Annotated in this window: 19 protein-coding genes; 12 read left to right on the forward strand and 7 right to left on the reverse strand. The window is 59.1% G+C overall.

Going from position 1 to position 24,084, the window contains the following annotated elements:
* The 3 genes from FIU92_RS21915 (at position 1) to repC (ending at position 3,882) form a co-directional block, all read left to right on the forward strand.
* Entirely contained in the window at positions 1-1,356 is a 1,356-nt protein-coding gene (locus FIU92_RS21915) for a ParA family protein (protein WP_009804235.1), read from the forward strand.
* Positions 1,353-2,375 carry a ParB N-terminal domain-containing protein gene (locus tag FIU92_RS21920; protein ID WP_037207731.1) on the forward strand — a complete coding sequence of 341 codons (1,023 nt, stop codon included), beginning with the start codon at positions 1,353-1,355 and terminating at the stop codon, positions 2,373-2,375. Before FIU92_RS21915 ends, FIU92_RS21920 begins: the two co-directional genes overlap by 4 nt.
* 226 nt (positions 2,376-2,601) lie before the next feature.
* The gene (repC, locus tag FIU92_RS21925; RefSeq protein ID WP_081940158.1) at positions 2,602-3,882 is read left to right on the forward strand and encodes a plasmid replication protein RepC; all 1,281 of its coding nucleotides are present in this window, start codon (positions 2,602-2,604) and stop codon (positions 3,880-3,882) included.
* 12 nt (positions 3,883-3,894) lie between these two features.
* Here the strand turns inward: repC and FIU92_RS21930 are convergent, their stop codons facing one another.
* A complete protein-coding gene (locus FIU92_RS21930) occupies positions 3,895-5,004 on the reverse strand; it encodes a tyrosine-type recombinase/integrase (protein WP_008335646.1) in 1,110 nt (369 codons plus the stop codon).
* 113 nt (positions 5,005-5,117) lie between these two features.
* On the opposite strand from FIU92_RS21930, the gene FIU92_RS21935 reads away from it, so the two are divergent.
* Positions 5,118-6,002 (forward strand): DUF1403 family protein, encoded by an 885-nt coding sequence (locus FIU92_RS21935; RefSeq protein WP_084353839.1) that lies wholly within the window; start codon positions 5,118-5,120, stop codon positions 6,000-6,002.
* A gap of 2 nt (positions 6,003-6,004) precedes the next feature.
* Entirely contained in the window at positions 6,005-6,601 is a 597-nt protein-coding gene (locus FIU92_RS21940) for an SMC-Scp complex subunit ScpB (RefSeq protein WP_133840908.1), read from the forward strand.
* 95 nt (positions 6,602-6,696) lie between these two features.
* On the opposite strand, the gene FIU92_RS21945 is transcribed toward FIU92_RS21940, so the two are convergent.
* From FIU92_RS21945 to FIU92_RS21960, 4 genes are all read right to left on the reverse strand, one after another.
* Positions 6,697-7,536, reverse strand: a complete 840-nt coding sequence (locus FIU92_RS21945) for a hypothetical protein (protein WP_084353837.1) — start codon at positions 7,534-7,536, stop codon at positions 6,697-6,699.
* 13 nt (positions 7,537-7,549) lie between these two features.
* Entirely contained in the window at positions 7,550-8,467 is a 918-nt protein-coding gene (locus FIU92_RS21950) for a nucleotidyl transferase AbiEii/AbiGii toxin family protein (RefSeq protein WP_084353836.1), read from the reverse strand.
* A complete protein-coding gene (locus FIU92_RS21955) occupies positions 8,457-9,287 on the reverse strand; it encodes a type IV toxin-antitoxin system AbiEi family antitoxin domain-containing protein (protein WP_084353844.1) in 831 nt (276 codons plus the stop codon). The genes FIU92_RS21950 and FIU92_RS21955 overlap by 11 nt, the downstream gene beginning before the upstream one ends.
* A 246-nt stretch (positions 9,288-9,533) precedes the next feature.
* Positions 9,534-10,115, reverse strand: coding sequence for a plasmid pRiA4b ORF-3 family protein (locus tag FIU92_RS21960; RefSeq protein ID WP_235866649.1), 582 nt, complete (start codon positions 10,113-10,115; stop codon positions 9,534-9,536).
* Between the two features lie 416 nt (positions 10,116-10,531).
* Here FIU92_RS21960 and FIU92_RS21965 point away from each other — a divergent pair, with 416 nt between their 5' ends.
* Genes FIU92_RS21965 through FIU92_RS21975 form a run of 3 tightly spaced genes read left to right on the forward strand, consistent with a single transcriptional unit; the run spans position 10,532 to position 16,537 of the window.
* On the forward strand, positions 10,532-13,060 hold the full coding sequence (locus tag FIU92_RS21965; RefSeq protein ID WP_133840909.1) for a TerB N-terminal domain-containing protein: 2,529 nt from the start codon (positions 10,532-10,534) through the stop codon (positions 13,058-13,060).
* Positions 13,053-14,360 carry an ATP-binding protein gene (locus FIU92_RS21970; RefSeq protein WP_152460851.1) on the forward strand — a complete coding sequence of 436 codons (1,308 nt, stop codon included), beginning with the start codon at positions 13,053-13,055 and terminating at the stop codon, positions 14,358-14,360. The genes FIU92_RS21965 and FIU92_RS21970 overlap by 8 nt, the downstream gene beginning before the upstream one ends.
* A 5-nt stretch (positions 14,361-14,365) precedes the next feature.
* On the forward strand, positions 14,366-16,537 hold the full coding sequence (locus tag FIU92_RS21975; protein WP_084353832.1) for a DEAD/DEAH box helicase: 2,172 nt from the start codon (positions 14,366-14,368) through the stop codon (positions 16,535-16,537).
* 43 nt (positions 16,538-16,580) lie between these two features.
* Here the strand turns inward: FIU92_RS21975 and FIU92_RS21980 are convergent, their stop codons facing one another.
* Complete coding sequence (locus FIU92_RS21980) at positions 16,581-18,326, reverse strand: ATP-binding protein (protein ID WP_084353831.1); 1,746 nt, start codon at positions 18,324-18,326, stop codon at positions 16,581-16,583.
* 9 nt (positions 18,327-18,335) lie between these two features.
* Positions 18,336-19,259: an SIR2 family protein gene (locus tag FIU92_RS21985; RefSeq protein WP_152460852.1), complete on the reverse strand. Its 924-nt coding sequence runs from the start codon at positions 19,257-19,259 to the stop codon at positions 18,336-18,338.
* A 582-nt stretch (positions 19,260-19,841) separates the two neighbouring features.
* On the opposite strand from FIU92_RS21985, the gene FIU92_RS21995 reads away from it, so the two are divergent.
* From FIU92_RS21995 to FIU92_RS22010, 4 genes are all read left to right on the forward strand, one after another.
* Positions 19,842-20,180, forward strand: a complete 339-nt coding sequence (locus FIU92_RS21995; RefSeq protein WP_037207756.1) for a DUF736 family protein — start codon at positions 19,842-19,844, stop codon at positions 20,178-20,180.
* A gap of 577 nt (positions 20,181-20,757) precedes the next feature.
* Positions 20,758-20,991, forward strand: coding sequence for a hypothetical protein (locus FIU92_RS22000; RefSeq protein ID WP_008335615.1), 234 nt, complete (start codon positions 20,758-20,760; stop codon positions 20,989-20,991).
* A gap of 432 nt (positions 20,992-21,423) precedes the next feature.
* Entirely contained in the window at positions 21,424-22,137 is a 714-nt protein-coding gene (locus FIU92_RS22005) for a helix-turn-helix domain-containing protein (protein ID WP_232272178.1), read from the forward strand.
* Positions 22,130-24,070: a relaxase/mobilization nuclease domain-containing protein gene (locus tag FIU92_RS22010; RefSeq protein ID WP_084353828.1), complete on the forward strand. Its 1,941-nt coding sequence runs from the start codon at positions 22,130-22,132 to the stop codon at positions 24,068-24,070. The genes FIU92_RS22005 and FIU92_RS22010 overlap by 8 nt, the downstream gene beginning before the upstream one ends.
* Positions 24,071-24,084: the final 14 nt, after the last annotated feature.

Raw genomic sequence — 24,084 nt, forward strand, 5'->3', positions numbered from 1 at the left:
ATGAGCGGTAGTCTAGAACAGTTTTTGACGGACCTGTCACGTGGGCTTGAGCGCACGATGGTGGCAGTGAACAAGGAACTCACCTTGCGTCAGCGCATCAAGCGCACGTGGTCAATGCGCCAGTGCGCAAGGTTTATGAACGTCAGTATTCAGTATCTAACCAAGTTCGCCAATTCGAGCGACGACTTTCCCGCGGGCGAATATGTTGGAAGAGAGCGTGTTTTCACGCTTTCCGAATTGATGCACATGCGGGCCCTTCTGGCGGCCTCGGCAAAGCGGCCCTACGACTACCTAGCCTGGCGCAAACCCGACGCCCCCTTACCCGTCATCTCGTTTGCCAGCCAGAAAGGGGGCACGGCTAAGAGCCTGAGCGCCGCGCATTTTGCGCAGTATCTCAGCTTGCATTACGGCATGCGCGTTGGTGTCATGGATGCAGACCCGCAAAGCACGATAACGCTCTACTTTGTCGGGGGTGAAGGTCTTCCCCAGATGCCCGACGAAAACACCGCCTCCATGGTGGACTTTGCCGGCCTCTTCCAGTCGGAAGATGCGCCATACACTGATCACGATGCGCAGACGCTCGACAGCTTCTTTCTAAAGACCTCCTGGCCGGGGCTGCGTCTGCTGCCGGCACATGGCGAAACGTCTGAGGGAGAGATCCAGATTGCGCGCCTTGTGCGAGAGGCCCCCGCCGGAAAGAGCTTCTATCGCTACCTGCGCGATGCCCTTGATCGCTGGAAAGCGGGCCACCCGCCAAAAACGCTGCCCAACGAATTGGTAGTCGAGGGCAAGGTCGATCAGCAGCGACTGAACGCTGCGCTGACCGAGACCCTCGATGTCATCATCATCGACTATCAGCCTGCGTTGACACTTTTCCAGCTGAATAACGTGATTGCGTCGACTTCGCTGGTCATCCCGCAAACCATGAAGGGGTTTGACATCGCAACGCTGTCGACCTTTGTGACCGGCCTGCTGGGGATGCTTCAGCATATTCTGGCCCATGAACGGATCGAAATAGGAACTGGTGCCAACATGCTGTTGCCGACGATCGTCCAACGATCCAATGCGCAGGATCTAAACCACATCGGAAACCTGCTGGAACACTGCCCCACGGAAATTCTGCCGGTGTTTTATCTGCGTTCCGACGCAATCTCGAATGCGTCGGACGTCTATCAATCCGTATACGAATATGAGCCGGACACGCCGGGAAAACGCAAGGGGATCAACCGGTTCATCACGAATGCCGATGCGGTTAACGACGCCATAGTATCGCGACTCTGGCCGGGCTTCGAACGCGGTTATGCCAATACATGGATGGACGAGTTCTATGAAGATGACGGCGAGGGTGAAGCATGAAACGCAGTATTCCAAGGTCGCTGGTCAGCAAGGCTACTAGTCCCGACACATCCAAGGAGCGCACGCCCGGTCCCGAAGGCCGGGCAGAAACGGGCGACGCTGTTTCTACTCCTTTCAAGGGGGCCGGCAGTGCTTGGAAATCAGGGGCGCTTGCGCAATCGCAAGCCGCTGTGGAGCGAAGCAGAGCTGAGCTTTGTTCGGATATCTTAAACGGCCGCCACGAAATAAGCCTGTCGCCAGACCAGATATCAGATCCGATGGGGACAGACCGCCGTCAAGACTGGATGTCCCAGGAAGCATTCAGGTCTCTGGTAAACAGCATTGCCTCGAACGGGCAGGACACACCCATTCTGGTGTGGCCCGAGGATCCGGATTGGGAGCCGGATCCGTTGGAGCCGTCGAACGTCACTGGTGTTCCATTTGTCATGCTTACAGGACGCCGCCGACTGGCGGCCGCGTCGGAGTTGGGTTTACCTCTTCGTGCAATCCTCGCTTCGCCGGAAGCGCGAAACGCCGAGAACAGCAAGTTTGAGATGTTGTTTCTGCGGTTCCGCGAGAATGAGGAGCGCGAGAATCTTAGCCCATTTGAGCGTTTGGTTTCGATTGGTGAAATGTATGAAACGTTGGCTTCTGGGGCAGACAAGCTGACAGCTGTGGCCTTCGCAAAGAAAATTGGCGTGCATGAGAGCCTAGTCTCACGAGCGAGGTCTGTTTTCGCTGCGCAGGATCAGATCTTGAACGCGTTCAAGAATGTCTACGACATGAGCTTTCGTGATTTGCAGGGAGCCTTAGCGAGCTTGGAGAGGGTGAACAAACCCAAGCTCAAACCGAAGGCAAAGCCCAGAAAGCTCACGGTCAAACGCAAGGTGGGCAACCGAAATCTTTCGGCGACTTCAGTCGATGGAAACCTATCCATCAAGGTTGCAGGTGTGCCGATAGACCAAGAGCGTCTCGAGAAGCTCGGAGATTTAGTCGCCGACTACTTGAGCGCCGAAGGTTCGGGGAAGGAAACCGACTGACGACAATGTCAGCGACATATCCTCCAGAACGACGAGGCAAGGAGCAAAAAGGAACGACAATCGAAATAAAGGCAAAAGAAAAGCCCCCAAGCGGTGTGGCCTGAGAGCTGATCTTAATGGTTTGGTCACCTTCAAGATAAGTCTCGCAGGATTCACTGTCAACGACGAACGCTCCTGAGCGAACGGCTTTCTTTTGCCTCCACATAAACGGAGGTGAGATACAGGCATGAAACATACAGGTTGGCGCAAGCCGACACCGGGTCTTGGGGTTGCTGAGCAACTTGCCCAAGCCGGTGAACGGGTAGCAGTACCCAAAACACGGGCATTCGTGGCACTTAAGCGCGTGGGGGCACATATCGGCTTGAAGGCCGGAGACATGTTGCTCCTCGACACGCTCGGGGCCTTTACCCAGGCCCAGGACTGGGAGGAGGGGCAGCGTCCGATCGTCTGGGCGTCGAACGCCTATCTGATGGAGCAAACGGGTTTTTCGCTGTCTGCCCTCAAGCGCCACGCGCGGCGCCTTGCTGAGATCGGCGTGATCTCCTTCCAGGATAGCCCCAATGGCAAGCGGTGGGGCCGCAGAGACGTCGATGGCCGCATCGTCGAGGCCTATGGCTTCGATCTGTCGCCGCTCTCAGCCCGTGTCGAGGAGTTCGAGGAGCTTCATGCTGAGTTGCAGGCTGAACGCGAGCTCTGCCTACGCCTGAAGCGCCAGATCACTGTGGCGCGCCGGATGATCCGAGCCCGGATCGAGGCAGCTCTCAGCAGCGCTCTGCGTGGGCCCTGGAGGCAATTCACGGGGCTTTTTGAGGAGCTTCTGGAACGACTTCCGCGCCGTCATGAAGCTTCAGAGCAGTTGGAGCGGCTATTGGCATGGTTCAAGGAACTCCAAGAACGGGTCGAGGCGGCTTATCTTAAGGCGACTGTTGCGACAAAACCTGTGGAAAACACCGATGATAAACACGCCCAAGTCACGAAGAAGACTCAAGAAATGAACCCCAGGGAGGTCATTTCTGAACCTCATATACTAATTACAAACCAACTTAATCCTGTAACTAGTAATTCCTCTGAAAAAGAGGAAGCGGCGGGTGTGGTGCCTAATGCCCAACCCGAAGAGCGGGTTGATAGGGAGCTGGAAGACTGGGTTGCCGAGGTACGCAAGAAGCGGACAGCGCTCGATCTGCCGACAATCATGCAGGCCTGTCCGGAATTCGCATCCTGGGCGCGGAATTTGGGTGGATTCCTGAAAGATTGGGGCGATCTGCACCGGGTTGCCGGTCAACTCAGGCCGATGATCGGGATCTCTGAGCATGCCTGGAACGTGGCGCAGGACCGAATGGGCACCCAGGTGGCCACGGCCGCGTTTGCCCTCGTCTTCGAGAAGCACAGTGCGGGCGAGGTTGCCTCGCCGGGCGGCTATCTGCGGGGCATGGTCGAGAAGGCCGGGGCAGGGGAGCTGCATCTCGAGCGCAGCTTCTATGGTAGGCTCAGTGGGCAGGCGGCGTGATAGGGCAGGGGCTCAGAGACCGGCGGCTTTGGTCAGGTTCACCCGGAACCGGTCCCGGCGGCGCTGATAGCGGCGGGTCATCTCGGCGGAAGCGTGGCCGAGGTGTTTCTGGACGTAGCGCTCGTCGACTTCGGCGGAGCTGGCGAGACCGGCGCGCAACGAATGGCCGGAGAACAGCGCCAGGCGGTCTTTCTCAGGCAGGTCCGACCGGATGCCGGCGTCGAGCACGGTGCGCTTGATCAGGCGCGCGACGTGTTTGTCGTTGAGGCGTGTCTCCAGCGCCTTCTTGCCGTCCCGCGAGGTGCCGACAAAGATTGGGCCAAAGTCGATCTTGGCGAAGTGCAGCCATTGTTCGAGCGCATGGACAGGGCAGGTCTGATCCTTGGAGCCGCGGCCGATCTCGACCTCGCGCCAGCCGGTCTTGGCATTGAGGGTGAGCAGGGTGCCCTTGTCGAACACTTCAACCCAGCCGCCCGAGTCCGGCGTGTCGTCCTTGTGGACATCGAGGCTGACGATTTCCGAGCGACGAAGGCCGCCGGCGTAGCCCAGCAGCAGGATCGCGCGATCCCTGAGGCCGCGCAGGTCAAAAGGCAGGGTGGCCACCATCGCAAGGATGTCATCGGCCAGGATCGCTTCCTTTTGCACCGGCGGACGGGCGTGTTTGCGTTTGATCCCGGCCAGCACGGTGGCGATATGGCGGTTCTTGCGATCGAGGGCAAAGCCGCGCTGCGCATAGTTCCAGGCAAGGCCCGACAGGCGGCGGTCGATGGTGCTGACCGATAGGGCAGGGGAGGGGCCCGCTCCGGACGCCAGGTCCGCAAGGTAGAGCCCGATCATTTCGGGCGACGGGGGCAGAGTCTCCGCGCCCTTCATCCGGCACCAGCGCGCGAAATGCGCCCAGTCTTTCGCATAGGCCTTCAGCGTATTGTCCGAGGCCGCGGCGCGCGCATAGTCGCGCGCGGTATCCACCAGCCGATCGAGCGTGCCTGAACCAGCCACAAAGGAAGGAAGGCTCAAAGCCTCGCTGCTGGGATGATCTCTCTCGTTGTTCTCGCTGACCGAAGGCCCATTTGGCGGCTTTGAGATCGATTTCTCGTTGTTTTCTGACATGTCGCTGAGCATATTCTTTGGTGTCCGATAATGCAAACTTATTGGACATAGCGCGATCTTGCAGGCTGCGGCGGTTCTAACGCTATTTTCTGGTGAAAAGCGCCGCGATGACGTAGGCTCCAAGCATGACATATGCTCGGCTCGATCACACCAGCGACCTCGACACATTACCCCGGATGCCCGCCTGGGTCACCTCAGCGCGGGCTGAAAGCCTTGAAGATGTTGCGTTTTTGTCGGGCGCAGCGCTGAGCCACCTGCATGTTGTGCTGGAGCGCGAGGAGGTGCCCCAAGCCTTGTTGCGGGATCGGCTCGCGCTGCGCGCAGCGGAGGCCTGTGTCGCGTTTTCGGGGCGCCTGGAGAGAGCAGGGGATCTGCGCGACGCGGTGCATTTGTTGCGTTCTGGCGATCTGCCGGGACCGGCTGGCGAGACCTGCCTCGCCTGGCGGCGCGCGGTGGAGCGGCCGGTGTCGACCAAGGCTCTGGATCGAGCCTTGCCGGCCTTCGAGTCGGGCAAGATCGCGATGTGGCTCAATGCAGGGAAGGGGGCGCCGGTGACTCGGGCCGCGATGGTGCTGGAGGCGGTGCTGACGGAGGCGCCACGCGCTGACGTAGCTTCGCTGGTCCTCGCGGATGCGGCTCTCGCCCAAACATTCGGTTGGGATCATCTCGTGCCGTTGTTGGCCGCGGGTCTGAAACGTGCCGACCTGCGCAAGCAGGGCGACGATTTGCGTCTCGTCTGTCATCGGGCACTCATCTTATCGGCGGTCGAGGCTGTGCGTCTCTCCGCCGACCTCGCGCGTCGGGCGGCACACCTAAAGGCCGTTGCGCCAAAGCTTCGCGCCAAGGGAGCGGATGCCGCTGTCGAGATGTTCCTCACCCGCGATGCCGTGGCACCTTTGGCCTTGCCCTTGTCGGATCGCGCCGCGCGGCGGCTTTGCGACCGACTGGTCGATCTCGGCGCGGTGCGCGAGCTGACAGGGCGAGACACGTTTCGGCTCTACGGGGTGTAGCGATGGCGAAGGATCGTTCAGAGCCGGACCTGGACCGTGAGTTGGCCGACCTGCCGCCTGAGCTGCGCTGGCGGGAATGGATGCGCCGGATCGAGGCGGTGCTGTTTGCCTCGGCCTCGCCGGTGCCGCGCGAAGACCTGGCGCGCGTGGTGGGGCAGGGGGTCTCGGTGGATCTGTTGGTCGAGGATCTCGTCGCCGATCTGGAAGGGCGGGCCTTCGAGATCGCCCAGGTCTCTGGCGGCTGGATGTTTCGGACGCGGGCGGCCTACGCTCCCGCGATCCGGGTCGCCGCGGATGTCGAGGATCAGCTACTCGACCTGAGTGAATTCGACGTCGCGGTCTTGGCCGCCATCGCCTATCACCAGCCGATCACGCGCGACGGGCTCAAGGACATCTTCGGCAAGGAGATCAGCCGCGACCTGATCGGTCGGCTGCATGCGCGCGACTTGATCGGGACCGGGCCACGATCGCCGCGCCGCGGTGCGCCATACACATTTGTGACGACCGAGCAGTTCCTTGTTGCATTTGATCTGGAGACTCTCGCGGATCTGCCAGAGCGGGAGCAGTTGGAGGACGCAGGTCTGGATGGCGGGTCATAGGAATGGTTGCGGGCTGGCGATCCCCGTATTGGCCAAACGGTGAGGCATGTCGTGGACATTTCGTGACGCTCTCAGTTGTGACTTGTTGAGAGAACTCAGGCTTCGATCCTGAGCCCTCTGAACAGAGCTTCCCAAGGGTCCCCATCCTCGGTCATCGCGCCCGGTTCCAGGTTTGCTATGTTCTCGTCGATGACTGCGTTGTGGTAGTTCTTGAGCCAGCTGTATTTGCGCCGCACCGTCGCGTTGGGACTGTCGGCGAGACCGCTCTCCACCAACGTTTTGTGCCTACCCAGAAACTCGATCCAGCCGGCGTATTCGCCGTCGAGCTCGCTCAGACTGGCGCGAAGATAGTCGATGTAGTGGAGGCCTGACTCGTCCTGGCGCAGGAGGTTGTTCAGGTGACGCTCTTCATCCTCATAGGAATGTCCTTCCCGCCAAAGCGTTTGGTCCTGTCGGTGGCGTTCGATGACATCTTCATGGATCGCAATGCGCGGGAAGATGACCTCGCCTTCTTCCATGAAATAAGCCTGAACGAGGGCAGGCCCAAACACCGGACCACTGAAGTCGATGCCGAGATGCATAGGGCCGATGGTCATCGCGCCGCGCACCATTATGCCGTTCGCCACGCATTCGATCTGGATGTGCAGCAGATCGATGAGTTCCCAGACCAAAGGGCCAGCCTGGTACTGAGTTTCAATGGTTCTGGTTCTTACGATCGCGTCAGACACGATCTCTGCATGGACTTCGCTGATCATCCGCATCTCGTCGGAGCGGGTGGGCGGCGTGGCATCCCCTTCGGACACCCTGCGAAACATCGAAAGCAAGTGCCTGATCTCTGCACCGCTTCGCGTGTGCAGGAGGTTCCTGAAACCGAGGACATCAAAAAAGGTCACAAGGCATTCTTCGTAGTCGGGGTCGTTCTCGAAATCAGTCATCTCTGGTCCATCTTCAGCCGAGGAGCTTCTCCAACTCTTCCCCTTGGGCGGCATGCTTCTTGGGGTTTTCTGCTTTCAGCTTGTTCACGTTGATGAGCTTCCATCGGACCGCTGGAAGCTCGGCCGCTTGAGGGCGGTCGATCGCGTCGAAGTCTGGATCGCCGTCATGCAGGGTTCTCAGAAACCTCTTCGCGCCCTCATCCAAGCGGGATTGGATATCACCGATCAGGCGGTCGCGCGTTGAGACCAATTCCGTTAGGTCGACTGCTTCCTTCGTCATGCCCTCGAATTCCCGCGCGTAGGGCTGATCTAGATCGATCAGGTTTGGATTCAGCAGTTCGTGCGGCGGGCGTGGTGAACTCGCGAGGTAGATCAGAAACGTGCGGAACAACTCGTCGGTAAACCCTTCGTTCTCGTAGAGCAGTTTAACGTCGTAGAGGTCTCGCGGGTGCTGGCGATCTAGGGCCGCATGTAGCTTGCCGCCGAACAAATCCTCGAAGGAGACGATGTTCATCGTCGCATATCCGAACGCCTCCTCGACGGCTTCGGAGACTTCGCGTTGTTCCGGATCATGCACGACGCCCCGGGTAACGGGGGAGGTTTCGATTTTGATTTCGGCTGTGCCGAGGCGGGCGAGCGCACGCGTGGCGCCGCCGCCACCGCCGGCAATTCGCTGCGCTTTGGCGCCGGCGATGCCGCCTTCGATGGCGGCGGTAATCCGGTCCATCGCGTCGTTGATCTCGACGAGGCTGTCGGCGCGGTCCTTGACAGGCAGATAGGTCAGATCGATATCGACCGAGAGGCGCGGAAGGTCGCGATAGAAGAGGTTGATGGCCGTCCCGCCCTTGAGCGCAAATATCTCCTCCTTCGCCACATATGGAAGTACCCGTACGAGCAGGGCCACTTGGGCGGCATAGTCTTCACGCGCCATCACCACGTTCCTTTCTTACAAACTCTTCGGGCACCATGATCCTGTAGCGTGGATGTATCTTGCCGCCTTTGACCAATGCGCGATCCCCGCTGCCGAGGTCGAAGTCTTCCGGATCGAGACGCTTGCGCCAGGCATGGTCGTGGCGGTCGGCGAACACGAAGAACAGGCGTTTGACCTTGATCTTCTTGCAACTTCTGAGCAGTGCCGAGAGGGTTCTTGGGCGCAACGTCGTCAGGCTTTCGAACACCATGTCGAGGTTGTGAAAGCTCTCCTGATCCGGCAACTCGTCAAGCGCTTCGAGGATGGCGCGTTCCGGCGAGGACATCACCAGTTTCCAGTCCCATGGCAGGGACGATGCTGTCTCGTTGAGATTATTTCGCGCGTCATTGACACCCAACTCTGGATCGGAGAACAGCGATACGCTGCGTGTGCGGAGTTCGGTGTTGAGCGGCAGTTTTTCGAGCCAGTTGGGGATTTTTGAGCCGTAGAGCCAGACTGTGCTCTTGTCGCCGAGTGAGAGGTAGTGCGCATAGCCTTGCAGGCCCAATGCCGTCGCCCCCCCGATATGGACAGGGTAGTGCATGATGTGCTGGAGCGAGAGCAGGCTGGTCTTCCAGTCGAGCGTATTCGTGGTGGCGCTGCTTGGTGCGGGACGGCGGAACACTCCGCGTCCTAGGCGTTCTAGCCAGCCGCGTTGCACATAGCCGTAGGACGAACGCCGACCTATCCCGTGGTGCTCCAGCCAGGCGGAGTCCACGAGGAACCCCGTGGGGACAGCCTCAAGAAGACTCTTTAGTTTTTCGTGTTCTTGTCCACTCATGGGCGACATAATGATGTATTTTTAAAGATGCCGCCACTTGTTTCTGTGATAACCTGTGAGATAGTCCGTCAAGGATCGACAAATTCTGGAATTTTCAAAGAGACTGGTGGTTGTCAGCTCTGAAGCTCACCAGCAAAGCAGGGCGTGGATGCCCTCGGAGGGCTGAGAAGACATCCGGCCATTCGGATCGAACAGTCGAAGCTATGTGCCCCTGTCGAAGCCGCTGCGCCAAACCAGAGTCAGGTTTCACTTTCGATTGTGGCGTTCTTTTGCCCATACAAACATCGCACCGACGGCAGCATTGGCTTGCTGCACGCTGAACACTTCCGGTTCGAACGCGCCCGCCCATTGCTTTGTATCGCGATGTTCCGGGTGGTGTTTGTCGGTCAGCGCGTCGAGAAACTCTTCGTAAGAGTAGGGTCCTCCACAGTCCTCTGGCGGGCAGGCTCGCTCTCCGTCAACACAGGCGGGAAAGTCCAGATCTGGTCTTCCGGTTGGTTTGCTAAACTTCTCAACGGTGACGAGATGCCGCCAGCCATCGCCGAAATCATAAGTGTATGTGAACTGACTGCCTTTCTTGACCAGCTTTCCAAGAGTAAACCTCTTCTCGTCCTTCCGCCCATCGGTAGGGTCCCAGCTGTCGTCACTTTCGTCGCGGGCCTCGAACCTGTCTTCGCCAATCTCGAACTCATGCAAATGATAGTCTTGCCAAGGCATAGCGCCCTGGAGAACGGAATGCAGGATGTCCAAGCTGATGTCATTCGGCACGACGATACGGCGCCAGATGGGTGGTTTGATGCCAACCAGTTCGATTTTCAGCTCAATCAAAGTGTGTTCCGCCTGTCTCAATGGCCCTGCCGTTGAAGTAACTTTTGATTCTTAAGTTGAAGCATTCAAGGGGAACATTGGCCCCTCCCGCCCTTTGGCCAGGACCGCGCCCTACTCGGTCGGCTGCGCGCAGCCGCCCTCCCCGAGCTGAAACGCCGCCTCTCCCTGCGACGTGCCGCTGGCCCGGCCGTCTCCTCCGGAGCCAGCCCGACCAGCCGTCGCATGGTCGTGGCAACGCTTCATCTCGGCCGTTCCGGTTACGGTCACTGGGGCAGGGGTGTGCCCGCAACGGTGCGAACAGATGTATGTGGCCATCGGCCCAATCAAGCATAAAGCATGGGAAGTGCTTCAACCATGACGTTAGTCGTTGCAAAGATGGCTGTGCAAAATAGTGTGGTTCGGAGAGGGTTCCGATAATGTCTTCAATAATCAAGTTTTTCCGAATTACATTCTTTCTCGTCCTGTATTTTTTCTTATGTATGGTCGTGGTGACCACAATGCTTCAGGGTTGGCCGATTGGCGGCCAGATGTTGTTTGCATTTGGTGTTCCCGTCATTCTGGTCTGGTGGCAAGAAAAACGGAGATCGCGGAAAGTCGCTGCAAAGGCGCAAGCTGAGGGGAGTTCCGAAAATCTACCCCCCCGACCTGAGCCGGTGCCGCGCCCAAGTGCCTACGACAAGCGTATCGAGCGTGAGCGCGAACGAACTCGCGAAGCCAACGCGTCCAAACAGCCGGCTGCCGTGCAGGCTTACTCCCCACCAAAGCAGGACTACGCTGAAATCGTTCGGGCTGGAAAGTCTGCGGCGCCGGCACTTGCCGCGGCCGCTGAACGAAATCAGCCCTCGCGAGTGGCATCGAGCGCATCGGTCCGATCATCGAAAAGCGGGTGGGTCCCGTCTTATGAAACAGCTAGCGTCGCCGGCCGCAACATCGGCGGGATGGTCTATGTCGGCACGGCTCCCTTGCTGAACACCTACGGGTATCGTGACAAGTGCCGAGCCTATATCGATCCGTCTCTGTCTGTCGCGCGCTCTGGAGCCGACAAAGCTGGTGAAGGTATGCCTTACTGGCCCGGATACGCGGATATCTCACCTCAGTGCCGGGCGACCTACCTCGACTGGTTGGCCAGCGGGCGCAACGACGCCTCCTACAACCCCGGATACATGTTCCTGTACTTCTACGGGCTGGAGCGTCGCTTCTTCGTCGATCAGTCCAACGAAGATGCCAAGGATATCGTCCAGGAAGTTCGGCGGCTGCATTCACTTTACCCTGACAACCACTCCGTCAGGCGCTATTTGGGTGAGTTCCTCGACATTGCGATGCTTGCCGAAACCGACCTCGACGCTATCGAACCGATTTTCGAGAAGCAGGGCTGGGAACTTCCGTTCTCACTCAAATACGCAATCGGAGCTCGGATCGACAAAGGCGAGAACCTGACGGCTGACTGGTTGCTGAGTTGGTTCATCTGCCATCCGGAAACAAATCTGAGAACTCCCGCGACGCGGTGCCGTGACGAGTTCGTCGCTCTTTTCCGTATGCGGTTTGATCGGCGTTTTCCTGATGGGCTCAAAGTGACAAAACCCCGGAAATCACTCACGGCATCCTATCGCGCCGCCTCCAGCGAGTTTCAGGGGTCAGTCAATCCGACCGTGGATGGCAAACCCGTGCCCGACATCTCCGGCTTGCGCAAGCCGGTCGAGATTGCGCAAGAGCTGGCTGACGAGGTGATGAACGACCTCGACAAGCTCAGTCGCTTCCTGGGCCGAAACCCTGACGGCCGCGGAAGTGTGGAAGCGCATGCCTTGCTACCCTCTGAACTTTGGGATGCTTTCCCATCAGAGGAAATGGACCGCTTGAAATCTTGGGCAAGCGATATCGTCGATCGCGGGGGATTGGTGCCGCTTGAGGAGGTGATCGGACGACTGGAGGGAGAAACGAACGAGAAGATCGGAAAACGGCAAATGACAGGAGCCGCCGACGCGCTCGCGCGCCTCGGTTTCGGTCTGGCGCCCGACCCTCGGTTTGCGCTCCGGTCGCCCAAGACGGAGGAGCCTGTTGTGCTGTTTCGTCTGGGCGAACCCATCGAAAGACTGGAGGACGTTTCCGACAGCTATCGAAGCGCCTTGATCGAATTGGCACTTGGGTCGTTAGTCGCCCATGCTGATGGTCGCATCGCGGAGCCTGAACGCAGGGCGTTGGAAGATCAGGTTTCTGCCACGGCCCTCAGCGATCAGGAACGCCGCAGGCTGCGTGCAAACCTTGAATGGTTCCTGGCCGTGCCACCGGACATGACGCTTCTGCGGCGCAAACTGAAGGAGGTGGGCCAAGACAGCCAAGCCGCTATGCGGGCAGCGCTGGTCGGTGCAGCACATGCCGATGGCATTATTCACTCCGACGAAGTCGCAAGCATCGAGAAAATCTACAAGGCTTTGGGACTTGATCCTGCGCTTGCCTACACCGACCTGCATGCTGGCGAAGTTGCGGATGGTCCACGCACTGTTCGCGCGTCGCAACCGGGTCGCCCGGGCGAAGCGATACCCGCGCTCGAAAAAGCCAGCGGACCGAAACTCGACGCTTCACGGATCGCAGCAATTCGTTCGGACACAGAGCGCGTGTCGTCCGTCCTCGGTCAGATTTTCGATGTCAAAGAGGAAGAAAGTGGTGCCTCCGCGCCTGCCAGCCAAAGCCAGCTGGTAGGGCTTGACCCGAAACACGGCGCCCTTGTCCTCGAACTGGTCACTCGAGAGCATTGGTCTGAAACCGAGTTCGAGACGATCTGCGCCTCGCATGGGTTGATGGCATCCGGGGCTTTGGAAGTCGTGAATGAATGGGCTTTTGAGACCTACAACGAAGCACTGCTCGACGAGTATGATGGATATGACGTGTCTCTGGAAATTGCGGAGGCGGTAAAAGAAAAGATGAGTGCGGAGGGCAGGGATGTCTAAGTTGAAACCACGTGAACGCGATGCAATCGTACAGGCGCTTCGGGCCGGGGTCGTGCCCAAACTCGGTTTGCGCCATATTCAGGTTGGCCGCGTCCGAGAGATTGAAGAGCTCGTCAAGGACATGGACCGGATATCCGATGGCGGATCGGCGATCCGGTTCATCATCGGGGAGTACGGATCGGGCAAGACGTTCTTCATGAACCTGATCCGCCTCGTGGCTCTGGAGAAAGGCCTGGTCGTGATGTTCGCGGATTTAGCGCCAGATCGGCGCATTCACGCGACCGGCGGACAAGCTCGCGGGCTGTATGCCGAGATGGCCCGAAACCTCTCGACGCGGACCAAGCCCGATGGCGGGGCATTGGCCAGCGTGGTGGAGCGATTTGTCAGCCAGGCTCACCGAGATGCTGAAGAACGGGATTTGCCCACGGGGACCGTCATTCGTGAACGCCTTGGCCACTTTGAAGAACTTACCGGAGGGTTTGAGTTCGCCGAAGTCATCCGTCGATATTGGGAAGGCCATGAGACCGGCGACGACGAGTTGAAATCCGCAGCCCTGAGATGGCTGCGCGGCGAGTTCGCGACACGCACCGACGCGCGCAAAGCACTTGGTGTGCGAACGATCATCGACGACGCCAGTGTCTATGACCATCTGAAGCTGATGTCGGCATTCGTGTGCGAGGCCGGGTTTAAAGGATTGCTGGTCGGCCTCGACGAGATGGTGAACCTCTACAAGCTCACTTCGTCGCAGGCCCGCAATGCAAACTACGAACAGATCCTCCGGATCCTGAACGATGTGCTGCAGGGTAGCGCCGAGAACCTCGGATTCCTTATGGGTGGAACCCCGGAGTTTCTGATGAACACCCGTCGAGGGCTCTATAGCTACGAAGCCCTTCAATCGCGTTTGGCCGAGAACACCTTCGCGCGGGACGGATTGGTCGACCTTTCAGGACCGGTTGTCCGGCTGGCCAGCCTGACCCCTGAAGATCTCTTCGTTCTTCTGGCCAATGTGCGGCGGATCATGCAGGACGATGCCGGTGCTCTGCCGGACGACGCGCTCGAGGCCTTCATGGCGCATTGTTCGGACCGGATCGGTGAAGCTTACTTCCGCACCCCGCGCAATACGGTGACGGCATTCGTGAACCTGCTTTCCGTGCTTGAGCAAAACCCCGGTGTCGAGTGGAGCGATCTGATCGAAAAGATCGAGGTCTCCGAAGACCTCGGCGAAGACATGAACGAGGTAGACGAGTCGACTGGTGCCCAAGACCCCGGTGACGATGATCTGATCAGCTTCAAGCTCTGACGCCGATGAGCAGTGCGTTCGACAAACTGGCGAGGCCTGTGCAGAAATGGATACGCCAGAAAGGTTGGCGCGAACTTCGCGACATCCAGGCGCGATCCATCCGGACGATCTGCGAATCCAATGCCGATTTAATCGTTGCAGCTTCTACGGCGGGCGGAAAGACCGAGGCGGCGTTCCTGCCGTTGATTTCACAGGTGCTTGACGAGCCGTCGGGCGGCACCGGCTTCGACCTGCTCTACATCGGTCCGCTGAAAGCCCTGATCACGGACCAGGCCATGCGGCTGGAGGGCATCTGCCAGGAAGCAGAGCTTCCGGTTGTTCCCTGGCACGGAGATGTCTCGCAATCCATCAAGACGCGCGCGTTGATATCTCCAAAAGGGATCCTTCTGATAACCCCAGAGTCCCTTGAGGCGCTTTTCATTCGTCGCGGTTTGGAAATTGCCCGCCTGTTTGGGGCGACACGGGCGGTCGTGATCGACGAGCTGCACACAGTTCTGGACAGCGAACGCGGTGTCCAGCTTCGTTCACTGCTCACACGGCTCGAGCTCGCGATAAAGCGCCCAATCCGTCGGATAGGTCTGTCAGCTACGCTAGGCGACATGGACCTCGCTAAGGCCTATCTTCGCCCTGACGCCGCAAACGCTGTCCAGCTGATCGAAGCAGATGGCGGCGAGGCTGAATTGAAGCTTCAGCTTCGCGGTTACCTTTCCGGCGATGAAGATGAAAACAGCCCATCCGCAACGGACGCGATCGCAGCACATCTTTTCAAACACCTTCGAGGCAGCGACAACCTGGTCTTCGCCGGAGCGCGTCAACGGGTCGAGATTTACGCAGATCGGTTGCGGGAGCTTTGCGAACGGGAGCACCTGCCACAGGAATTCTATCCCCACCACGCGAGCCTCTCCCGAGAACACCGTGACTTCGTTGAGCGGCGCTTGAAGGACCCTGCGAAACCGACGACAGCCGTTTGCACATCGACGCTCGAGCTTGGAATCGACATCGGTGACGTGACCTGCGTGGCTCAAATCGGTGCGCCATTCAGCGTCGCCGCGTTGCGACAACGGCTTGGCCGATCAGGCCGGCGTGAAGGACAGCCGGCCATTCTCAGGCAGTATGCTGTCGAAGCCAAGTTGACGCCGGAGAGCAGTTTCGTGGATCGTCTTCGCCTCGGCCTGATCAGGTCCATCGCGATGATAGACTTGCTGCTGGAAGGCTGGTGCGAACCTCCAAAACCTCAGGCGCTTCATCTCTCGACGCTCGTCCACCAGATACTGTCAGTCATAGCGCAGCGCGGCGGTGCGTCTGCAAGCGTGGTCTACAATGTGCTCTGCCGCGAAGGCCCCTTTCGGAAGGTCACAACCGAAGTCTTCGCAGATGTGTTGCGTGCAATCGGCCACCCAGAAACCGGCTTGATCGAACAGGTCGGCAGCGGGCTGTTGCTTTTGGGACCCGCGGGCGAAAAACTGGTTGAGCATTACAGCTTCTATGCGGTGTTTCAGACGCCTGAGGAATTCCGGTTGGTCGCAGAGGGGCGGGACCTTGGAACCCTGCCGATCGATAATGTTCTTGCCCCTGGGATGCTATTAATATTCTCTGGGCGACGTTGGGTTGTTCAAGAAATCCATGATCGTGAAAAGGTCATCGTCGTCAAACCCGCGAAGGCTGGTGTGCCGCCCGTCTTCGGCGGCGATGCGGGGGACATTCATGACAAAGTGATCGACCGAATGTTCGCCGTGCTCGAGGGGGATTCCAGCCCAGCTTACATGGATACAGTCTCTTTGATGATGCTCGAGGAAGCGCGTGCTCACTATGAACAGCTGGGGTTTAGGGCCAATAACCTACACACCATTGGCGAGCATACATCAGTCATTGCGACGCGGGTCGGTACTGTGAAGACATCAACCCTCGCGCTAGCACTGAGAAGTGAGGGGTTTTCGGTCGAACTGCATGACGGGTTTCTGATGGTGGAGGCCGGGGACGAAACCCCCGATCTTCAAACGGTACTAGCGCACATTCGATCTGGCGAACCTGTCGATCTGTTCGCTGGAGCTGGGAATTTAATGTCGGAGAAGTTTCATCCTTACCTGTCGCAGCCCCTCTTGGAGTTGGATGCAATTTCTTCCAAGCTTGCGCCCGATACTCTTACCGCGATGGTCGGTAGAATCGTCCCAGCATAATATGTGCGGCAATACTCGTTGACTGTTTTCATCGCTCCTAGGGCTAGTGATTGCTTTGTCTCCGCCAAGAAAGGACGGCATCTTCCGTTCCCGCAACTGGTGCCGCGTCACTCCAACGATCCCAGAAATTGACTGTCGCGCTATTGGGCTTGAAGCGCGGCTCGGACACCACAACTCGCGTCGGAAGCAAGCTCGCATCGCCGACCACCAATGCCTCACCGATGTCGAGGACCGGTAGAAGATCACCAAACCCGCCGAGGCTGTCAGGCAGCAACCGTTTGATCACGGATTGATCGTCGCCGTTGGTCAGCCGCATCGCAATGACATTGTTGCACTGGCTCAGAACGGTGCGGTTCACTTCGGATGGTCTTTGGCTGATAACCACTAGTCCAACACCGTATTTCCTGCCTTCTTTGGCGATCCTCTCGAAAATCCCGACAGAGATCTCATCGGCTGACTCTGACGATGCACGCTCCGGGATATACAGATGTGCCTCATCGCAGAACAATGCGATGGGATGACGGTTGTCTGGTGGCGTCCACTGGCTGACTGTGAATATCAGCCGAGCAATCAAGCTGACCATGAGCGGCAGGATGTCGGACGGCACTTCCGAGAAATTGATGATCTTGATCCCACCCTTGCCATCAGCTTGCGATCCGCGCCCGCCTATCAGGAAATGCGTTACCTCCGACAGCCAGGCCATATCCATACAGGCTGCTGGCGGCTGAAATATGAACCCAAGCCTGCGATCATTTCGTTTGGCTTCAAATCGCGCGATTAAGCGGCTGAGCTTGTCGAAGTATGGTCCTTGCTTATCCTTGTTGTTAGCGCCCGGAACCATTTGTTCGTTCAAGTCAGATAGTTGCTTGTGGACACTGTCGATATCGAAAGGCACGGGGCTATCGATAGTGAAATTTGCAAGAATGTCGGCGTGTTTTCCCGGATCAAGCATTGCGCGCTTCGCATCGGTGATACAGCGCGTCATGAGCATGGCTTGGTTCGGAGCGTTCTGATCGGACCGATCTACAAACAAAGCGACCAATGCCTCATAGCCGAGAAGCCAGAACGGTAGATGTAGAACACCGTCGGCCAGTCGGCGATCGTGTCCAATGTCCCCCGGCCCAGCGATGCGTAGATGCCGAAACTCGTCGCTATCGAGGGTCTGGTACTCACCATGGATATCGAACAAGATTACGTTGGCTTGTGGAAGACCGGCAATCTGGTCTAGGAGCCGCGCAGTTGTGTACGATTTGCCGCTGCCAGTGCTACCGACCACGATGGCATGACGTTGGAACAGACGGTTGCCGTTCAAGAAGGCCCGCGCGTCCTCGTCCAAAGCATAGCGACCAAGATCAAGCTGCGGGCCGTCGCCGGAAACCTGCGAAATGACCTGCATGAAGTCTGTCAGGCGCTGACCTTCCAAGGAAAAGCAATCCGCATCGATTTCGGGCACAGTCTCTAGGGTGCGCTTAAAGACGTTCTCTTTCAGCCCCTCCTTGTCTACGAGTGTTCCAATCAGAGCGACCCGAACGAGGTTGTTTTCGGGGAGCGCGGCTTCCGGATCCTCCTCAGACCCGTCTATTGCAGTTTCGTCACCTGCTTTGCGTGTGATGCGCGAAACTATCCCGATTAAGTGCTGCCCGGCTTTCGAGCTTCTGATCGCGGTCAACCGATTGACCTGAATCCGTTTGAGGCGTTCAAGTTCATCGACTCGCACCGTCACAGTGGCAGTATCGACGGCAATAATTTTGCCGAGACTTTCATCATCGTTGAAATCAAGTATGCCCAACTCTTCCTCCTAAAACCCAATCAATTCGTTCAATGCAGGCAACTCCCAATATTTGCCCCCGATAACAACAATACCGTCTGGGCTGTCACGGTTGTAAACCATCGTCCCCTCATCGTGGTTCTCGAGCGCGAGGTAGTGACGCCCGGCGTTGTTCTTGAGAAAATCCTTGGCTTCGGGCGTTAAGGTGCGCGCTGCGACAAGGATGGGAACGTCATGCACACGACAACGCGTCATCAGCTTCGGATGGATATGGCCGTCGCGGAACCCGTATCCTATGCAAATGAATGCGGTCGCGGCACTCAACACACGATCGGCGCCCTGTATCGCGCTCCGAAAGGGCTCGTCGTGCGTCCGCTGATATTTGCTTACACCTGGCGTGACGATCAACGGAACCAAACCATCGGGCAACTCGCTCGTCATCGGTAGCGACATCACACCCCCATGCGGGTCTGAAAACCAATCAAGAGACCCGTGGACTTTCCAGACTGTGACCGTCCGCGCCAAATTGGCCCCTTGTTTGAAAATCAGATTCTCCGCCCCATCGGCCCGTCGCAGATAGCCCGGAAGGAAACCCGTGTTGTGGATGTAGCCGCCTGAATCGGCTGCATACTCTGCAACGCGGTCGTAGTTTGTTGTTACGACATGGATATTGCGGTTTGTACTTCGGAATAAACCTGTGAATAGGGTGCGGAGCGGAAAAATGGTCTCGGTCTTTATAGCTGATTTGAGCAGGCTATAATCGCCCTGAGCGATGAAGTCCCAGGTACTTCGGACAATCTTGACAACCAAGGAGTCGGGTAGAGGCTTGTTTTCTAGTGCTGCTTCTAAATGATCTCCAGCGGCCAAGGCTGTTCTAACAAGTGTCCAGGCATCGACTTCCGGTCCATCGTCGGCCTGTACATTATCGCGGAGCCAAACGGCCAAATCCCCCATGCCACGAATGCCATGCGGTATCGAGGCCCCGCTGCCCAAGACTATCACTGGGCTATGCTGTGCACAGTTTTGGCACTGCTTTGCGAGTTCTTCTAGTTCCAAAGCTATTTTGCCTCACTTCTTGTACTTCGGCTTAGTTTGTCTGTGCCCGAAAACGATTTGGTCCAAAATTTCGCTCTTACGATACCCCCGGTAGCACTTCTTTGTCACAGCAAGTTTTCGCTGTCGTCGCAAGGTGGGTGCGTCGGGAATCTGGCAAGTGACATGGATCCGAAAATGCCTGCTCCAGCTATGATCCATGCATCAACATGCGCCCTCTGGCATCTTTGACGGCTGTTCACCATCCTTCCTTAGCGGCCAACGCACTTCTCCCTTTGTCTGAGTTGCATGACATGCTGGTCGCAGCTGTCGTCCCGTCCACAAAGGTTGCCGCCGATCTTTTTCCCCTGACCCTGCGGGTCATTCCTCGCGGAGCAAAAAGACCGGCACCTGCCCCTCTCCGCTACGCTTCGCCTTCGGTGTGCCCGGGCCTTGGCCAGCTGCAAGGTGACCATCATTGCAACGCAAACAAGGAGAAGAGCAATGACCACGAACTGCATCAAATTCACCAGCGCCGACATCGAGACCGCCAAGGGCACAGGCTCCATCTCGACCCTGACCTTCGACCTCGACATCACGGTCGAGCCCGTCGCGAGCACGAACCCGATGGCCCCCACGCACCGCGTCCTCGGCCGCTCCCCGCGCGGCAAGCTGGTCGAGTGCGGCGGCATCTGGAAGAAGCAGAACAAGGAGACCGGTGCCGACTACTACACGCTGACCATCCGCGACCACGGCTTCAACGCCAACCTCGGCAAGGCCGCGAACCAGGACGATCTGTCCCTGCAGGCCGTCATCCCCTGGGGCCCGAAAGACGCCGCCTAAGCCAAGGGCCAGACCGCTCCGGCGGTCTGGCTATTTCTCGTTATGAGGAATGGCAGCGGTTCGGGTCCGAAACCCGTGTCAGAAGGATGCGGCATATTTCGGACGCTGACACCGAGGCGGATAGTCTGACTGGATCGATCGCAGAAGCAGCTTTGATCGTTCTGTTGAGGGACAGAGTGGATCGCGCGAACCCGAGGGTGAGCCGAAAGTCAGCAGGGGAAAAATGGGAGCCCACTGTGCGAGGTAAGCGCACCCCTTCTCTCAGTCGAGCAACCCGCGCTTGGGTCGTGTTGGCGAGGCTGCCAGGGTGCCGAACTCACCCTTTGCCGCGAGGGTGTAAACCGCAGATCAACGTCATGCGTCCGGGGGGCGACGTCTCACGTCAGGGCCACCGTCGCGCGCCTTTCCGTCGACCTGTTGGCCTCTCAGATCGCTAGCCCGGGGTCGAGCGGCCGGCAACGCTGGGGGCAGGTTTCTGGACGGCTGCGCCTTGAGCGCTGCGGTGCACCGCTCACAACAAACCTGCCCCCGGCGTGCTCCATTTCATTCCGCCCCGTGCCGGGTGCAGCCCGCTCTCATGCCCCCGGTCTTTTCCACGATCCGTCCAACGACGATCAACGGAAAGGATCACACCATGACACTCGAACAATCCATCGACCTCGCCGAACTGCAAGCCGACATGGCCTTTGATGCCTACCTCGCCGCGTTTGATGAAGACGCCCATCCCGAGACACTCGACAGCCTCGAGACCGAGGCGCTGATCGCCCGCAGCCGCTACGACGACCTGCGCTCTCAGGGACTGGGTCACTGACCCAGACACCCCTGCGGGTCTACTGATCCGCAGGGGTTTGACACCGTCTCTCAGAAGCTTCGTGACGCCCTCGAATGGTGGGACCCGCGCTATCTCGCGCGGGCCGTTTTCGTGTTCTTCGCGCCCGATCCGTTACCGGCTCGGGCGCTCGGTTTGCCTGACATCGCGTGCTGCTCCAGCGCAAGTTTAGGCAGATTAATTCGACCAGATTGCCGCGCATCGATGAGGACGGCGGCGTTCCATGTCGCGCTGCGGAGCAGTCTTGACTGCACCCTATTGCCAGCAAAAAGACACAGCATGCAAAATGCAATATTGCGCAATGTGATGTATTGAAGTATAAGCAAAGGAGAGAAGGAAGACGTTGGCAGGATATGGCCAATGTTTGCACATTTTGTCCGAGGGGTCTGTCATGGGCGTTTCCCGCAAAGCTGAATGCTCCGCCGCACGCGAAAGCGATTGCGAGCAATCGCTGCCTCGCGCGCGTCTGCGCATGCAATCTTTTTCTGGCAGCGGGAGAACGCCCTAGTGCCGAGGCCAGCGAAAAACCTGAAGCTTGAAGAGCGCATCGAAGTGGCGCGGCGCTTCACGGCGGGCGAGAGCGCGAAGGAGCTGGCGGCGGCGTTCGGTATCTCTCCGCGCCACGTGAACCGGCTCGCGAAAGAGGAGGCGGGCGAGGGGATCGCAGCGCGCGATCCGAGCGAGACAGTGGCTTTCCGGGCTAGTCAGTCTGAGCTTGCAGCGTTCGATGCCGAGTGGCGCGAACGGGGTTTTTCCAACCGGTCACAGGCGCTCAATGCGGTGCTGCGCGGACGGTGCGGTTTCCTCGATGTGCCCCGTGATCTGGTCGCCGAATTTTGCGCCGCATGGCGACAGGCGAAGGATGTGAGCGACGCTGGCATGGTGCTCGCCAAGGCGGTCCATCGCGGTCGGCTGGAGGTCTCGGCGGCGGATCGCGCAGTGCTGATCGAACTGCTCGATCTTGCGCAGTCGATGAGCCGTGAGATGGGCCGGATGAAGGATGCGGCGCAAGCGCTGCGTCATCAGGAGTGGCCGCAAAGGGAAGAAGGGCAGGGGGCGGATGGCGCGGTTCTGGAGGGCACCCCGCGCGAGACCGTGACAGGTTTGAGGCTCGTCAGGAATGGCTGATCCGCTCGCCCTCTATGCCTCGGTCATGGGCCGGCTCTGGGAGGATGAGCGTATCCGGGGTCAGGCCGCGGCGCGGATCGACGCGCGGCTGGCGGGGCGTCGGCAGGGGCGAAGTTTCTCGCGCGTCGGATCCATGTCGGCGCGCAACGCGCTGAAAGTGGCTTCAGGGCAGAGCCGGGCTGCGGTGTTCAAACGGATCCGGGCAGGAGGCTGCAAGACGAGGTGTAGCCTCGGGGCGCAGATTTCCTACATCAACGACAAGGCGGTATACACCTATTCGACGATGACCAACGCGCTGACCGATGCGGCGGTGCTTTCTGAGGAGCAGAAAGAAGACATCATCGAGGATTGGGCCGGGACCTGGCGCGGCTCGACCAAGCTCGGGTTCACCTCGCACATGCTGCTCTCGTTCCCGACCGACGTGACGGTCGATCAGGTGTGCGACATCGCCATGGACTGGACGGAGCATTTCTTCGAGAGCGGGGAATATGGCGATCAGTGGGACTATGTCCTCGCGGTCCATGACGACCGGGCGCACAAGCATGCCCATATCATCCTGAACAATCGCGGCGTCGAAAACGGCACCTGGTTCTCTTGCTGGGCCGAGGGCGTGATGTCGCCGCAGCTGATGCGCGAGAAGCAGGCCGAGATCGCTGAAGGCTACGGCGTGACGCTCGACGCCACCACCCGGCTCGAGCGCGGCATTTTCGAGAAGCCCGCCGGGATTGAGGAGATCTACCGCGCCAAGGAAGAGGCCCGCCTTCCGCGCGAGATCGTCATGACGGCCCAGGAATCCGCCATGGCGCAGGCGCAGGTGGTGGGCTTCGCCAAGGACTACAAGTACCTCGCCGACCTGCTGGACCGGATGGACCAGCGTCACATGGCGCGCGCCGTGCGCGGCATGGCAGACGGTCTCGGCTCCGGCACGCCCTGGAACTTCACCGAAGGAGAGATAGACATGAAGGACATCAAGACCGTCGGTGATGCGATCGACTATTCCGAGCGCACGATCGAGGCGCTGAGGCTCAAGGCCGAGGAATTGGACCCGGCCGAGCGCGCCGCCTTCGAGGCCAAGGCCGCGCCGATCATCGCGGACCTCTCGCAGATGGTGCCTGACCCGGAGCTGCGCGCACGGTTTGGAAAGCAGCTCGAAGAACCCTATCCGCCGGGGGCGGGCAGCGAAGTGCTGATTGCGGCGCTGCAATCCGGCAATGACGAGGGGCTGCGCTACGTGCTCGAGCGCGCCGAGGAGGTGGGCATGGACAGCGAGGAGCTGGTAGCCCGGATCACTGCCGGCGGCACGCGCAACTACGGCATGGCGCAAGACTGGGTCGAGCGCGACATGAACGCGGTGCTGGCCAAGGACGGTCTCAGCGTGGAGACCGCGAGTGACGACCAGCTCGATGCCGCGCTCGAAAAGGTCGACGGCGTGATGGACGCACTGATGGAGCGGGCGAAGGAACTGGGCGTCGAGATCGGCCGAACCCTCGCGGACGAAGAGGAGGCGACACTGCCCCTCATCGACGAAGACGACCGGACGCCCAATCCCTACCTGCAGGACCTGGCCGACATGCTTCGGGACGGCAAGCTCACCGAGGAACAGGAAGAGGTGGTTGAGCGGACCCTGCAATCCGAGCTCTTCAAGGAGTTGGGTGAGGAGGGTTTGGCTGCACTTCGCCGCGGCAACTACGAGGTGCTGGACGCGGCCCTTCCGAGCAAGCTCGACCAGATCACCGTCACGCAGGAATTCCTCGAGATGACGTTTGAGGAGACCGGCGACCAAGTCTTCACCGACCGCGCCGCCGGGTTGCAGCAGGACAAGGCGACGGAGGTGGCGCGGATGCGCGGCCAGCAAGAGGCGCAGGAAATGGGGCGTGAACTTGCCCGAAACAAAACACTAGATCGTGGTCTCGATGACGAGATGGAATTCTAAGGGGGAGATGACAA

Source organism: Ruegeria sp. THAF33, from assembly GCF_009363615.1.
In the GTDB taxonomy this organism is placed as follows: domain Bacteria; phylum Pseudomonadota; class Alphaproteobacteria; order Rhodobacterales; family Rhodobacteraceae; genus Ruegeria.